14 protein-coding genes are annotated in these 14106 nt (G+C 74.7%); 9 read left to right on the top strand and 5 right to left on the bottom strand.

What is annotated here, in order from left to right:
• Positions 1–2: 2 nt before the first annotated feature.
• The 6 genes from Asi02nite_RS16510 to Asi02nite_RS16485 are packed head-to-tail and all read left to right on the top strand — an operon-like array spanning position 3 to position 4212.
• Entirely contained in the window at positions 3–1340 is a 1338-nt protein-coding gene (locus tag Asi02nite_RS16510) for a hypothetical protein (RefSeq protein ID WP_203713870.1), read from the top strand.
• Positions 1337–1615 carry a YbaB/EbfC family nucleoid-associated protein gene (locus Asi02nite_RS16505; protein ID WP_203713869.1) on the top strand — a complete coding sequence of 93 codons (279 nt, stop codon included), beginning with the start codon at positions 1337–1339 and terminating at the stop codon, positions 1613–1615. The genes Asi02nite_RS16510 and Asi02nite_RS16505 overlap by 4 nt, the downstream gene beginning before the upstream one ends.
• A complete protein-coding gene (locus Asi02nite_RS16500) occupies positions 1612–1992 on the top strand; it encodes a hypothetical protein (protein WP_203713868.1) in 381 nt (126 codons plus the stop codon). The genes Asi02nite_RS16505 and Asi02nite_RS16500 overlap by 4 nt, the downstream gene beginning before the upstream one ends.
• A 17-nt stretch (positions 1993–2009) precedes the next feature.
• The gene (locus tag Asi02nite_RS16495; protein ID WP_203713867.1) at positions 2010–2717 is read left to right on the top strand and encodes a hypothetical protein; all 708 of its coding nucleotides are present in this window, start codon (positions 2010–2012) and stop codon (positions 2715–2717) included.
• Positions 2718–2722: 5 nt separating this feature from the next.
• On the top strand, positions 2723–3094 hold the full coding sequence (locus tag Asi02nite_RS16490; RefSeq protein WP_203713866.1) for a hypothetical protein: 372 nt from the start codon (positions 2723–2725) through the stop codon (positions 3092–3094).
• Entirely contained in the window at positions 3091–4212 is a 1122-nt protein-coding gene (locus Asi02nite_RS16485; RefSeq protein WP_203713864.1) for a zinc ribbon-containing protein, read from the top strand. Before Asi02nite_RS16490 ends, Asi02nite_RS16485 begins: the two co-directional genes overlap by 4 nt.
• A 33-nt stretch (positions 4213–4245) precedes the next feature.
• Here Asi02nite_RS16485 and eccB read toward each other — a convergent pair whose 3' ends face one another.
• A complete protein-coding gene (gene eccB, locus Asi02nite_RS16480) occupies positions 4246–5655 on the bottom strand; it encodes a type VII secretion protein EccB (RefSeq protein ID WP_239126766.1) in 1410 nt (469 codons plus the stop codon).
• Between the two features lie 56 nt (positions 5656–5711).
• Between eccB and Asi02nite_RS16475 the strand changes: the two genes are divergently transcribed.
• Together Asi02nite_RS16475 and Asi02nite_RS16470 are read left to right on the top strand one after the other, a co-directional pair.
• On the top strand, positions 5712–6824 hold the full coding sequence (locus Asi02nite_RS16475; protein WP_203713860.1) for a type VII secretion protein EccE: 1113 nt from the start codon (positions 5712–5714) through the stop codon (positions 6822–6824).
• The gene (locus tag Asi02nite_RS16470; RefSeq protein WP_203713858.1) at positions 6821–7534 is read left to right on the top strand and encodes a hypothetical protein; all 714 of its coding nucleotides are present in this window, start codon (positions 6821–6823) and stop codon (positions 7532–7534) included. The genes Asi02nite_RS16475 and Asi02nite_RS16470 overlap by 4 nt, the downstream gene beginning before the upstream one ends.
• Positions 7535–7575: 41 nt before the next feature.
• Here Asi02nite_RS16470 and eccD read toward each other — a convergent pair whose 3' ends face one another.
• Genes eccD through Asi02nite_RS16455 form a run of 3 tightly spaced genes read right to left on the bottom strand, consistent with a single transcriptional unit; the run spans position 7576 to position 11787 of the window.
• Complete coding sequence (gene eccD / locus Asi02nite_RS16465) at positions 7576–8952, bottom strand: type VII secretion integral membrane protein EccD (RefSeq protein ID WP_203713856.1); 1377 nt, start codon at positions 8950–8952, stop codon at positions 7576–7578.
• A 34-nt stretch (positions 8953–8986) separates the two neighbouring features.
• The gene (locus tag Asi02nite_RS16460) at positions 8987–10564 is read right to left on the bottom strand and encodes a S8 family serine peptidase (RefSeq protein ID WP_203713854.1); all 1578 of its coding nucleotides are present in this window, start codon (positions 10562–10564) and stop codon (positions 8987–8989) included.
• Complete coding sequence (locus Asi02nite_RS16455; RefSeq protein WP_203713852.1) at positions 10561–11787, bottom strand: MFS transporter; 1227 nt, start codon at positions 11785–11787, stop codon at positions 10561–10563. The genes Asi02nite_RS16460 and Asi02nite_RS16455 overlap by 4 nt, the downstream gene beginning before the upstream one ends.
• Positions 11788–11873: 86 nt before the next feature.
• Between Asi02nite_RS16455 and Asi02nite_RS16450 the strand changes: the two genes are divergently transcribed.
• On the top strand, positions 11874–13484 hold the full coding sequence (locus tag Asi02nite_RS16450; RefSeq protein ID WP_203713850.1) for a hypothetical protein: 1611 nt from the start codon (positions 11874–11876) through the stop codon (positions 13482–13484).
• A 34-nt stretch (positions 13485–13518) separates the two neighbouring features.
• Here Asi02nite_RS16450 and Asi02nite_RS16445 read toward each other — a convergent pair.
• Positions 13519–14106: COG4315 family predicted lipoprotein (locus Asi02nite_RS16445; protein WP_203713848.1), on the bottom strand; the 588-nt coding region annotated here is incomplete at its 5' end.

Below are 14106 nucleotides of genomic sequence, written 5' to 3'. Positions count from 1 at the left end.
CCATGGACACGACCTGGGAAAGCATCGTCGACGGGGTGAGCACCGCGAGCTCGCACCCGCATCTCCAGCCGGCCGCCCAGAACTGGCAGGCCGCGTTCCGCGGCGTCGTCGTCCTCATCGGACGGATCGACGACCTGATCACGAAGTCCGCGGACTGGACCGGCGGGGGTGGTGACGAGTTCCGCGCGCACCTCAAGCAGCTGCGCGGTGCGCTGGAGGACACCATCGGCCAGCACAAGAACATCGTCGCCGGGCTCACGGAGTCGCACCGGTACCTCGCGGACGCGTACCAGGCGATCCGGGTCCCGGAGCCCTTGAACGCGAGGGTCTCCGCCGAGAAGCAGCGCTACCAGGCGACCGGCACCTACGCACCGCTGCCGCCGGGGGCGCTGCGGGCGACGTTGGAGCAGGACGTCGCGCGGACGAACATCGCGCCGCAGCAGCGGCCGCAGATCGTGGCCCAGCTCGTGCGGATGTTCGAGGTGCCGGCCCAGCAGGCACACCAGCAGCTCGTTCGGGGGTATCGCAGCACGCTGCAGACGTTCCCGAAGGGCACCCGGGTGCGGGTCCCGAAGTCGCAGCCGGAGGAGCTGCCGCCCAAGAAGGCGCCGGCCACGCCGCCGACCCGGTTCGCGGGCGCGAACGCGGCGACGGGTGCGCCCGGTGCCGCCGCGGGTCCCGCCGCCGCGGTCACCGCCCCGCCGAAGTCGGGGTTGCAGACCGCGATCGACGAGGGACTGAAGTCGCTGTTCACCTCGGCGGGTGCGGCAGCCGGCACGGGCCTCGTCAACCAGGCACTGGGCATCGCCCAGCCGGCGACGACTCCACCGCCCGTCGTGCCGCCGGTCATCCCACCCGTAGTCCCACCTGTCACGGTGCCGTCACCTCCCTCGTTCGATCCGAGCGTGCCTAACCTGCCGTCCGGCGGCTCGGGTCTGCCGGTGAAGGACCCGCGGTTCGACCTGGGTACGGGTCTCGCCGGCGCCGATCCCGCGCCGTTGCAGGGGTTCGGTGCGGGCGGAGGCGGACTCGGCTCGGGCGGCGGCGGGTTCGGTGCGGGCGCGGGCGGCCTGCGGGTGCCGGGGCTGGGCGGGCCGTCGGTCGCCGAGATGGCGACCCAGATGGCCACGTCCGCGCCCGCCGCGGCGTCACCGGCCGCCTCGGTCGGCGGCGGAAAGGCCGGCACCGGTGGCACGCCCGCGCCGATGATGGCCGCGACCCCGATGGCCGGCACCGCCATGAACCAGTCCGAGACGGCGCAGCGCGGCGAGTACAAGCTGGTCGCCGAGGCCGGGACGTTCGCGCCGAACGCCGACGTGCCGCCGGGGGTGCTCGCATGAGCGCCGACCTGGCCGCGTTGGAGAGCTCCGTCGCGGCGACGTACGCGGAGCTGAACCGGCTGCTCGCGGCCTCCTACCGCGGTGTGGACCGGGCCCGGCTGGTGACGGCCGTCGTGGACGGGCACGGCCTGCTGGTCGAGGTGACCTTCGCGAAGACGGTCGCGCGGCACGACCCGGCGGTGGTGGCGGAGGCCGTCCGGGACGCGGTCGCCGACGCGCAGCTCACCGCCGGGACGGCGATCGCGGCGGCGATGGAGGAGGTGACCGGCGCATGACCACGGACGACTTCGGGCCGCTGCGGTACCTGCCCCAGGACGAGTCCACGTACGAGCGGATGACCCGCGACGCGATCGCCGCCGTCGACGCGACCGGCCCGGCGCTGTGCCGGCTGGCCGCGGTCAAGACCGAGGGCCACACCCGCGACAACCGGATCAGCGTACGGGTGACGGGGTCCGGAGCGGTCTTCGACGTCCGGTTCCGGGACGGTGCGCTGCGCGACTACCACCACGTGCGGCTCGGCGAGGTGGTGACACGGCTGCTGCGGGCGACCCAGGTCCGCGCGCGGGAGGCGTACGAGCGGGAGGCCCGGGCGCTCACGCCTCCCGAGGTTCTGGAATGCGAACGGCTGCTCGCCCGGGTGCGGCAGCACTAGCGTCGAGGGAGGTGCTCATGTTTGACGTCCTGCGCACACCGGAGCTGCGCGAGGCGGCGCGCGCGGTCGCCGAACGCGAACAGACCGCCGCCGGGATCCGGGCCGCGGTCCCGGAACGGATCGCGGCGACCGACCGAAGTGGAGCGGTTCGCGTCGTGCTCGACGTCGACGGTCTGCCCGAGCGGATCGAGGTCGACGCGGGCTGGCGGCGCACGCTCGGCAGCGAATCGGTCGGCTCGGCGGTCGTCGACGCGCATCAGGCGGCGACCGCGCGCCGGGCGACGGCGTGGCTCTCGGCGCAGAGCGGCCAGGCCGAGCCGTCCCATGCCGATCCCGAGCCGTTCCTGCACGACCTCGGCGCACGGGTGCGCCAGGCGGCGGACGCGCGGGGGTCGATGGACGCGATCGTCGACGAGTTCGACGCGGTCCTGCACGACGTGGCCGTGCGCGCGCCGGAGGCGGAACCTGTCACCGCGTACGGCAAGGTGACGTTGGCCCTGGGTTTGGACTCGTCGCTGGCGTGCACTGTGGATGCCGGCTGGGCGGCCGAGCACACGGCGGACGAGCTCGCCGAGGCCCTCAACCGGGTGCTCGCATCGGCCCGCGCCGACCTCAACGGACGTGCCGGCCCGGCGCCGGCGCGACGGATGGAGGACGCGACGATCGCAATGCTGGGTCTGCTCCACCGGGTGGCCGAGGGCCCCTCCACGTTCGAGGAGCACTGAACGCGATGGCGGGAAACGACGGCGTCGCGGTCGGACGGGCGATCACCCGGAACCAGGCCGAGCTGTGGGACCGGCTGTCCGCGGAGCTGCGCCAGCTCGAGGCGACGGTGGCCGGGTCGCGGCTCGGCTACCTGCGGGTGGACGCACCGACGTACGCCACCTTCATCGGCGCCTACCGGGGTGCGGTCGCCAAGGTCGCCGCGAAGTGCCACGACGGCGCGGTCATCTGGTCGACGTTGGCCCAGGCGCTGCACATCAACCTGGCGATCTTCGAGAAGCACGACGAGGAAGCCGTCACCCGGCTGAACGCGCTCATGGCGGCGGCGGTGGACCGCGACCACCCGGCCCACTTCATGTTCTACGAGGCGCCGAGATGAACAGGGACAACCTCACGATCACCGACCTGGACCTGAGCGAGCTCGTGTCGGCGATGCCGGGCTTCGCGCTCGTCGTGCCGGGCACCGACTTCAGCTCGCTCGTCCGGGTGGACCTCGAGAACCCGGACCTCAACCGGACCGCGACACAGGTCAAGCAGGCACTCGAACAGCTCAAGGGCTTCGTCACGGCCGTCGAGGAACGGGCGGCGCAGATCAGCTCACCCGAGTTCGTCAAGCGGATCCTGGCGCAGGCGGCCAGGTATGTCGAGGCCGTGCCGGACTTCGTGGAGTCCTGGATGCGCTTCCTCACGCAGACGCTCACCGACGTCGGCAGGTTCATGCGCGAGGCGTACCAGATGGTCGTCGAATCCACTGCCGTCGAGGACAGTCTGCTCGCCGACCTCGCCAGGTGGCAGCAGGTGATGCGCAGCGCGCTGGACCTGGGCGGCAAGGTGAGCCACGTCATCGAGGACGCCAAGGCCGGCAACAAGGCGGTGGCCCGCGGGTCGTTCGACGGGGAGGACGCGTGGGCGGGCCTCTTCTACGACGCCTACGTCGAGGACACGAACGCGCAACTGGCGCAGGTGATGCGGCTCTTCGACATGTCCCGCGTCGCCTTCGCCTCGCTGCAGGTGTGCCTCGGCGCGACGGTCGCGCTGTTCTACTCGTGGGGCATGATCCTGTTGCAGGCCGCGATGTTCCTGGGCCGGATCCTGGCGTTCGACTACAAGATCATCAGGAGCAGCAGTGACTACGCCACCTTTGCCCGCCTGACGGCGAACGCGATCGCCGCGACGAAGCTGGCGAAGCACGCGTTCGACAAGCAGGCGGACCAGATGGCCAACATCCAGGCGGACCGCATCGGCCTGAACCAGCCGGGTCTGCCGACGTCGACGCCGATGGGCGTCGGTAAGGAGTGGCACAACCCGTTCAAGAGCCCCCACTTCTGGCCGGGCCCCGCGCTGGCAGCGGACCTCAACCGCCCGGCGCCGACTCCCGCTGCCCCCGCGGACCCGGTGCCGCCGCTACCACACCACCACCCGGCGGACCCGGTGCCGCCGCTGCCGGGACGGAGGCCGGATCCGGCACCCGCGGGCGACCTTCCGCCGCTCAAGTAGTGCACGCGGCCAGCCGGTTTCCGACCGGACGTTCTAATTTCCCGGGGTGGGGGCCGGGGCGACGGTCGGTGGTGGCGACAGGCGCGCGGCGGCCCGTGGGTCGAGTGCGACGCCCGTCGGGACCAGGGCCAGCAGGTCGGCCGGGACCGGCGTCGGTGTGACGCCCGCGTAGCCGAGCGACGCCTGCACCTGGGCGGCGTCGGCGCCGGGCAGCGGGAACTTCACGCCCTGGTCGGTGATCAGGTAGACCGCGCCGGGTTGGTTGGCCGCTCGCACCAGCGCCGCCTGGCCGCCCGGCACGGCGACCCGGTCCGCGGCCCGGACGCCGTCGGTGCCGCCGACCGCGGTCGCCTGCGCGTCCAGTGGCGGCACCTCGGGCGGCGTCGCGCCGAACGTCTCGACGGTGATCGCCGTGGCCGCCGCGGCGTCCCGGTAGATCGCGCAGACCATCGCCGACGGACTCTCGGTCCCGCGGACCGTGGGGACCGCGCCCGGGAAGCCCGGTGGCTCGGCGGGCGTGGCCACCAAGACCGCGCCGGCCTCCTGCGCCGAGATCTCGTTGACCGCGCGGCCGGATGCCCGCAGCAGTGTGGCGGTGACCGCGCCGACCGGGGCCAACCCGTCGGCGAGCATCACGTAGTGCTGGTCGGCCGCCCGGAACAGCTGGCCGACCAGGGTGAGCTCGCCGCGGATCCGCGCGCCGGCCCGCTGACCGGCACCCTCGACCGCGAGCGGCGCCAGGTCGGGGCCGGGCGGCACCGAGTTGAGGAACGTCTCGCCCACGCTGACCGGCTGGATCCCGGCCCAGCCCAGCGCGGCGAGGACGCCGTTGTCGCGGATGCGTAGGCGATGGTCGCTCCAGAGCAGGTAGCGCTGGTCGTCGCCGGCGGTGACCAGGAGGCCACCGTCGCCGACCGCGGCGCCGCCGGTGGGCGCCCGGCCCACGAGCAGGTGCGTGGCACGGTCGACCGAGGTGGCCGCGCGGCGCGCGCTGCAGACGCTGACCGGCAGGCCGATCAGAGACGCCTTGCCCGGCAACGTGTCCGGCGCGTCGGCGATCCCGATCGGCAGGCCGCGCGGGACCGTCCGAAGTGAGCTCTGCGAAAGGGTGCGCACCGCCGGCCGGGGCTGCCCGAGGACGAGCACCGCCGACGTCCAGTTGAGCACCGGGTGCAGCAGGCCTTCCGTGTAGATGAACTTCGCGCCCGTCTCCCGCTCGACGATGATCGCGTTCTCCACCGGGCGGCTGCCGCCGGGTCGCAGCAGGCCGTAGACGCCGACGCCGGCGAGCAGCAGCACGGCGACGGCGATGCCGCCGACCACCGCGAGGCCGTAGCGTCGCATCGGCAGCTCGTTGGTCTCGGGCTCGCCGGCCAGCGACGCGGAGACGATCCGGCGGATGAGGAACCGGTATGCCTGAAGCTGTTCCCGCCGGCTGCGCATCGTCACCCCACTCCGCGTTCCCGGTCAATATACCGTCGGCGCGTAAACTACCGGCCATGCCTGAGTTTCCGGCTGCCGGTCGACCCGCTGGCCGGTTCGGCACAGCCCAACTCGTCGTGATCGAGATCGCCGTCCTCGCCGTCGCGGCCGCGGCGTACGCCCTGACTCCCGCACCGGGCATCGTGGCCGTTGCCGTCGTCGTGGTGCTGCTGGCCGCCGCGCTCGCCCGGTTCGGTGGCCGCTGGCCGTACGAGGCGATCGGTGCCCGCCTGCGGCTGGCGCGCCGGCGGGCCGGTGGGCTCGCCGCCGCCCGCGCACCCATCCCTGTGCCGGCAACGACCACCGTCGCCGATCGTGGCGGCGCGACCGGCGTCGGCCGCGACGAGCTGGGCTGGTTCGCGGCGGTGGCGGTGCGCGCGCCCGACGGGCTGTCGCCGCGCGCCGGCCGGCCGTTGCGACTGGACTGGCTCGCGGCCCTGGCCGCGGAGGACGCGTTCCCCGCGAGCCACCTGCAGGTCGTGGTGCGACAGTCGGCGCCGGCCCCAGCCGACGCGCGGGTGCCGGCGACCGGGTCCTATCTGGAGCTGCGAAGCGCGCTGGCCGTGCCGCCGCCGCGCGACGTCTGGATCGCCGTGCGGCTTTCCGGCGGCGACGCGCGGGACCTGGCGGCCGACCGGGGCGGCGGCGAGGCAGGCGTGCACCGGGCCCTCACCGCCGCCGTCTCCCGCGTCGCGTCGGGGCTCGCGGACCTCGGCGTCGCGCACACCGTCCTGGATGGACCGGGTCTGCGGCAGGCGGTCGCGTACGCGTGCGGGTCGGACGAGGCGGGTACCGAGCGCTGGTCCCGCTGGCAGGCGCGGCACCTGGCGCACGTCTGCTTCGCCGTGCGGGCGTGGGCGGCCGGTCACGCCGATCCGCTCGAGGTGCTGACGCGGGCGGTCGCCGCGGGCGACGTCAGCGTCGCCGTCACCTTCGACCGGGGCTCGGCCGCCGCCCGCACCGTCGTGCGCGTCGCCGCCGGCCACGACACGATCGACACCGCGGTCCGGGAACTGCTGGCGGGTGCGCGCGGCGCGGGGATCCGCCTGGTCCGGCTCGACGGCGAGCAGGCACCGGCGGTGTACGCGACCGCGCCGACCGGGGCCACCATGGGACTGGGGGCCTTGTGACGCCGGGCAGCGAGCCGAAGACCATCGCACCGCGCGGCCGGCTGGCCGACGAGGTGCTCGACCGGCTCGCGGTGACCCTCGGCGAGACCGGGGTTGCCTTGGGCCTCGATCCGGCCGACCGGCCCGTGCTGCTCGACCTGTTCCGCCCCGAGCCGACGCGGGTGGCCTTCGTCGGCGGCTGGTGGGCCGCACAGGTGCTGGTGTTCCGGTGCCTCGGCCACGGCGCGTCCGTTTCCGTCGAGGCCGTGGACGCGGTCGACCCGGCGCGGACCGGCACGCTGGCCACCGCGGCGCACTGGCTGGCGCTGGACGAGGCGGCCGGCGGCACCGGCGAGCGGGTGGTGTGGCGCCGCTCGTCCCCCGGCGGCCCGCCGGCGAGCGCGCGCCGGCCCGAACTGTGGCTGCGTGACGTGGGCGCGACGCAGCACGACGCCTCCGCTCGCGGTGCGGGCCCCTGGCCGACCCAGCTGACCATGCTGCCGCAGCTCACGGCGGCCAGCCTCGCCGTGTTGGCCGGCGTCGACCTGCTGCTCGTGCAGCGGCTCTCGGCGGTGGAAGCGGAGTTGCTCGCCTCGTCGTACCCGATCGATCCTGGTTGGCTCCAGCGACTGACCACGATGGACAATGACATGGTCGCGGCGCTCGGCGGCGGGGCGATCCGCTTGGTCCGGCTGATGCCGACCGCGACCGAACGCCGACTGTTCGGCTGAAGCCCAGCCTTAGGCGTCCTACGGGTTCGGCGGGGCCGCGCCTAGCCGCGGACGGAGCGGATCCAGGCGACGAGCCCGCTGACCCACGCCGCCATCGGGAAGATCGCGAGGATCAGGACCATCTCGAGAATGTCCAGCGTACGGCCCCAGAACGGCGAACGTTGCCTGTCCCGCGCGACAGCGGCGGCGACGCTGATCGCGGCGACCGCGAGCAGCGCGCCGAGCACGACCGTCAGGCGGCCCAGCGGCCCGAGGTCGGTGAACGCGGCGACCGCGGCGGCGGCCAGGGCCACCCCGCCGGCGCCCAGCAACGGCAGTCGCTGTGCCAGGCCGGCGAACCAGCGTGCCCGGGCCAGCATCGTCAGGCCGAGCAGGAGACAGAGCACCAGGCCGCGTACGCCGTCGCCGGCGACCGCGACCGCCGCGGCCGCGCCGATGACGGCCAGCGCGCCCAGCATGGCCGCCAGGAACGCGTCGGCCCGGTCGGCGCGGGCGAAGATGTCGGGCCCGTCGACCGACTGCTCGTCCTGGCGCACCTGCTCGCGCTCGCTCAGCACCGACGGCACGGGCAGCCGGCCGAGCCGGTAGGCGAACATCGGCAGCAGCGGCAGCATGGCGAACACGACGGTCACCGTCACCGCCGCGGCCGCCGCGGTGCCGACGTCGAACAACAGCCGGACCCCGGTCGCGAACAGCAAGGCCACGGCGACCACGCCGGCACCGAGGAAGACGGGCCCGGCGGCGCCGACACCGACGGCCGCGGCCGCCGCGACCAGCACGACAGCCGTCCCGGCGACGAGCACGTGCGGCGGACCGAGGTCGCCGATCCCGAGATCACCGGCGAGCACCAGCAGGCCGCCGACCGCGGCGTAGACGACGGCGACGAGCGCGAACACGGTGGCCGTGCGGGCGTCGCCGAAGGCCCGCGCGGCGACGACGGCGGCGACCAGCAGCGCGGCGGCCAGCACGAGACCGGCCAGGCCGCCGGGCAGCTGCGGCGGGCCCGCGAGCAGCACCACCACCGCACCGCCGAGCAGGGCCGCGACCCCGAAAGCCAGGCCGAAAGCCCGTGTCGTGGCGCGGTTCCACCGGCCGGGCCGGGCGTTGGCGGCCGTGGCGACGGCGTCCACCACGTCGTCGAAGACGGGCAGCGGTGCCTCACCGCCGCGCGGCCGCAGGAAGAGCAGCTCGCCGTCGCGCACGTTGAGCTGCGCCGGGCTGCGCGAGCTGTCCAGCGCCGGCCCGGCGGAGCGGGACAGCGCCCAGCCGTCGCGCGCGGCCGGGTCGTCGGCGAGGTCGTCGCCCGCGTAGCTGAGCAGGGTCGGCAGGAGGTCGGCCAACGACACGTCGGCCGGCAGCGCGAGATCGACCCGACTCCGCGGGGCGACGACCGTGACGCGGCAGAAGCCACTGGTCACGTCTGCACCTCCGTACGTCGGCTGCCCGAGGTTATCACCGGCCCGCCGCGCGCCAGGCCCGGCGACGTCCACGCCGGACGATGGGTACGGCGGCCAGGATCAGCAGCGCCAGCGCGACGCCGAGGACGGCGACGACCACGGCGGTGGTGCTGACGGCGCCCAGCGGTGACGGTGGCGGCGGGGCGTTGCGCACGCTCTGCTCTCCCGCGGCGGCAGCGGCCGGTGCGTCGAGTGCGCCGACCGCGCGGACCGGGTTGACCACGCCGTGGCCGACCTCGGCGTTCCACAGGTCGCTGGGATGGTCCGCGGTCCGGACGATCCGGTCCGCCACCTCGGCGGGCGACAGTCCGCGGTCGTACGCGCGGATCAGCGCCGCCACGCCCGACACGTACCCGGTCGCGAAGCTGGTGCCGCCCTCGGCGCTGAACAGATAGCCGCCGCCGGCCGGCGCGGGCCCGGCGATCCGCTCACCGGGCGCGGCCACGTCGACGAAGTCACCCGCGGTAGAGCTGGCGACGTGTCGGTCCTCGGCGTTCACGCTGGCGACGGCGAGCACGCCGGGGTACGCGGCCGGATAGGTCGGGCGACCCGACTCCACACCGGACTCCCCGGTGTTGCCGGCCGCGGCCACGACCACGACCCGCTCGTCGATCGCGTGGGCGACGGCCGCGGCCAACTCGGCCGTGGGCGGCGTGGTCAGCGAAAGGTTGATCACGTCGGCGTCGAACTCGTCGACGGCCAGCCGGATCGCGTCGGCGATGTCGCCGGAGAGGCCGGGCTCGACCGACCGGCGCTGGTCACGCAGGACGCGGATAGGCACGATCCGCGCGCCGGGCGCCACGCCGTGGAACCGGAAGCCGGAACTGACGGTCTCCCCGCCCGCGATGATGCCCGCGATCAGGGTGCCATGCCCGTTCTCGTCACACCCACCGTCACCACCGCCGCGGACGCTGAGACCAGCGCCATCACCGCTGCCGTCAGCGCCGCCGTCGTCGCCGTCCCCCACATCGCCGTTGCCGTTGGCGTTCCCATTGCCGTTGTCATCGCCGTTGTCATCGCCGTTGCTGTCGCCACTGCCGTCACCGTTGCTGTCGGCGTCGCTCCCGCTGCCGTCGCCGTTGTCGTCGCTCCCGGCGCCGTCATCGTTGCCGTTGCCGTCGCTGCCGCCAGCGTCGCTGCCGTTGCCGATGCCGTCGCCGTCGTTGCCGTTGCCGTCGCCGTCGTTGCCGTTGCCGTCGCGGTCGTCGTCGCCGTCTCTGCCATCGCCGTTGGCGTTGCCCCCGTTGTCGTTGTCAGTGCGGTTGTCCTCGTTGCCGTTGCTGCCGTTGGCGTCCGTCAGGAAGTCGTGGCCGGGCAGGACCTTGCCGGCCAGGGCCGGATGGTTGGCGGAGACGCCCGAGTCGATGACAGCCACCTTCACGCCCACGCCGGTGCTCAGGGGCCAGGCCAGGTCCGGGCGTAGCCGGGTGAGTGGCCAGGGCGCCTCGGCCAGCGGATCGACCACGTTCGGACCGCATCGGGCGGCGGCGTGGGCCACGCCCGGCGCGGCGAGCGAGGAGGCGCCGATCAGGCAGGTCAGGGTTGCTGCCAGGAATCGCGACCTGGGGTTCATGCCGCCGCCCTTCCGGTGGTCACGGGGTCCGCGCCGAAGGTGATCAGCCGCGCGGGCGACTGTGGATGTGCTTCGGGTGTCCGGATCGGACGGCGGGTCAGTGGGGTCAGCAGGATCGCGGCCAGGGCGGCGGGGACCGCGAGCACGAGGAAGGCCGCGGGCCAGTTGACGGTGTCCGCCACCATCGCCACGAACGGTGGGGCCAGCGCGCCGCCGCCGAAGATGGCGGTGTTCTGCAGGCCCATGGCCGTCGCGGCGCGGTCCGGGGCGGACATCTCGCCCGCCGCGCCGAAGGCCAGACCGTTCCAGCTCACGGCCGTCACGCAGAACAGCAGGAGCGCGCCGACGAGGATCGGGATCGGCGCTTCGACCACGGCGCCGACCAGGGCGGCCAGGGGTACGGTGCCGGCCGCGATGTACCGCAGCGGGCGCAGCCGCGAGCCGACCGTGTCGGACCAGAGGCCGACCGCGAGCCGGCTCGCCGCACCCAGCGCCTGCGCGCAGGTCAGCACGGCCGCCGCCGGCGCCATCGAGACACCGCGGTGGTCGACGAGGCAGACCAGCAGCAGCGAGGTGATGCCGACCTGGGGCAGCACCAGCAGGCCACTGACCAACGCCAGGCGCAGCAGCCTGCGGTCGGTCAGGACCCCCCGACCAGCGCCGCGCGGGCCGCCGGTCGTTGCGGCGCCGGGCGACCGCACGCCGAGCGCGACCACGGTGCCGGTGAGCAGGCAGGCCACGGCCAGCAGCGCGAAGACGGCCGGCAGGCCGCCCCACTGCGCCACCCGCGGCAGCGTCGCGGCCGCGACGGCGGCGCCGGCCGGTAGGCCGCTCGCCCGCAACCCCATCGCCAGCCCGCGCTGCCCGGGTGGGAACCACGCGAGGATCGCGCTGCCGCTGGCCACCATCACCCCGGCCGCGGTGGCGCCGGCGACGACCAGCGTGGCGGCCACGACGGCCACGGAGGTGGCCGCCGCCGCGAACGCCAGGAAGACCGCGGTGCCGGCCAGGCCAAAACCGATCACGTTCTCCTCGCCGTACCGGTCGCAGACCCGTCCCCAGGCGATCAGGCACAGCACGATGCCCACCGTCGGACAGCCGAGCAGCACGCCGACGCCGCTGAGCGACAGGCCCAACTCGTCGCGCAGGACGGGGCCGACCGAGGCCAGACCCTGGACGTACGCGCCGACGACCAGCTGCGCGCCCGCGCCGAGGCCGAGCACGACCCACCGGTACCAGCCTCCAGTGTGGTCCCCCGCCCCCGTCAGCACGGCGATCCCACCCAGCGAAGGCTGCTAGCCTGCGGCTCATGCGCAACGACCCGGTTGGTCCGGAGGGACGGTCCCGGTCGGCTCCAGAGCCCGCACAGCCCGAACGCCCGGTCCCGGAACGGACCGTCGCCCCGCCCCTGCCCGGCTCCCGGACGACACCCGCCGCCGCGCCGCCGCAGGGCACCGAGCCGGGCTCCGCGGAGGCCGCGCCGGAGACCGACGCACCCCGCGCGATCACCCGCCCGCGCCCGATCACCCCACCCCGCGAGATCGCCCGCCCCCTTGACCCGGCCCAGCCCACCGCCGTCGACAAGGCCCGGGACGTGGCTGAGCCCGCCGAGCCGGCCCCCGTTGCCGAGCCCGCGGACGTGGCCGAGCCCGCCCCCGTTGCCGAGCCCGCGGACGTGGCCGAGCCGGCCCCCGTGGTCGAGCCCGCCGCCGTGGTCGAGCCCGCCGCCGTGGTCGAGCCCGCCGCCGTGGTCGAGCCCGCCGACGTGGCTGACACGCAGGACGTGGCTGAGCCTGCCGACGTTGCCGACGCGGACGACGTGGCTGAGCGAGGAGAAACGACCGAGCGTGCCGACGTCGCCGAGCACGACGGCCCCGCTGAACCCACCGACGAGGCCGAACCCGCCGACGTTGCCGGACGTGACGAGACTGCTGAACGCACCGACCTTGCTCAACAAGACGACGCGGCTGAGGCCGGCGACGTTGCCGAGACCAGCGAGATCCGCCAGCCCGGCGACGTGCCGCAGCCTCGCGAGATCGCCCCGCCGCGTGACCTCGCTCCGCCGCGCGACGTCGCCCAGCCCGTCGAGAGCGCCGTTCCCGCCATCGAGGCCACGCTGAGCGGTCCGCTCCGCCAACCCCTGCACGGCTACGTGCCCCAGCAGGCCACCCCGCCGCAACCGAAGCCGCCACGCGCGCCCAAGCCGGCCCGGCCGCCGAAGGCCGTGCGTCCCCCGAAGCCCGTGCGTCCGCCCAAGCCGGCGGCGCCGCCCGCCCCCAAGGTCAGGGTCAGTCGTCGCCGCCGCGGGTTCGAGGCCACGCTCGTCCTGTTCGGGCTGTTGCTCGGGATGCTGGCCTTCGGCCCCGCCGGCTACTCCGTGGGCGTCGGCGCCCGCCGGCCGGCCGCCGGTGAGACGGCCACCGCGCCCCTCGCGCCCTTCGAAGCGAACCAGTACGCCATCAACCGCACCATGGTCGACGGCGACCTGGCCGACCTCGCCGACCCGTGGCTGCCGTGGATCGGCGGCTGCCGCGACCGCTTCGACGCCGGCGGCCCCACGCCCGCGCCGGGCGAGGAGCGGCGCGTCGCCTGCCGGTACGGCGGCCTGGACGTGGTCTTCGTCCGCTACAGCTCCGAAGGAGACCTCGAGCAGGCCCGAGGCCAGCGCCGGCAACAGAATCTCGACGCCGGGGCGCTCGCCCCCGGCGTGACCGCGCCGACGCGACGCGACGGCACGTCCGGTGTCAACCGCGGTGAGTACGTCGAGTACGCCTACCGCGACCCGGCCGGCGTCGTCCAGGCCGGCATCTGGTGGAGCAAGGCGGACACCCGCGCGACGGCCTACCTCGAGACCCCCTGGCGCGACGGGCTCGGCGAGCGCTGGGATCCGGTCCGCGACCTCTGGCAACGCCACAGCTGAGGCCTCCATCCACATCGGACGTACGCGTGACGGGTCAGAAGTTGAAGCCCGATCCGGCGGTGCCGGAACCGTTGTCAGCCCCCGCCGGGCTCTCGGCCGGCGCGTCGGGCTCGTCGACCTCGTTCTCCGCGGCACCGGCGTCCGGCGGCGCGACGGCCTTCGGGGTGCCCTTGGGCAGGCAGCTCAGGTTCTTCCTGCCGTCGGGCTGCACCACGAACCAGACGTTGTCGACCTTCTGGCCCTTCCACTGGCCCGGCTCGGTGTCGCCGATGTAGCGGTACACCGGCCAGCCGCCGATGGTGAGCTGCTCGGTGCCGTCGGCCCGCTTCAGCGTGCCGACCTTCTCCTCCGCGACGCCGGACAGCCGCACGTCGCCGTCGGTGTAGGCGGGCGGCCACACCTGGGTGCACCTGCCTTCGCACTCCGACGCGGACGGCTTCGGGCTGTCCAGGTCCAGCCGGTAGAGCACGTACCCGTCCTGGTCGGTGACGACCCTGCCCATCCTGGGAACCGTCTTGCCGTTGAGCTCGGAGGTGAGCCGAACCTTAGGAGCGGCCGGCGCGGCCGGCGCGGCCGGCGCGGCCGGCGCGGCCGGCGCGGCCGGCGCGGCCGGCGCGGCCGG

The organism is Asanoa siamensis (assembly GCF_016862555.1).
Taxonomy (GTDB): domain Bacteria; phylum Actinomycetota; class Actinomycetes; order Mycobacteriales; family Micromonosporaceae; genus Asanoa; species Asanoa siamensis.
The sequence above is the reverse complement of the archived record's forward strand: the minus strand, read 5'-3'. Positions and strand labels throughout refer to the sequence as shown.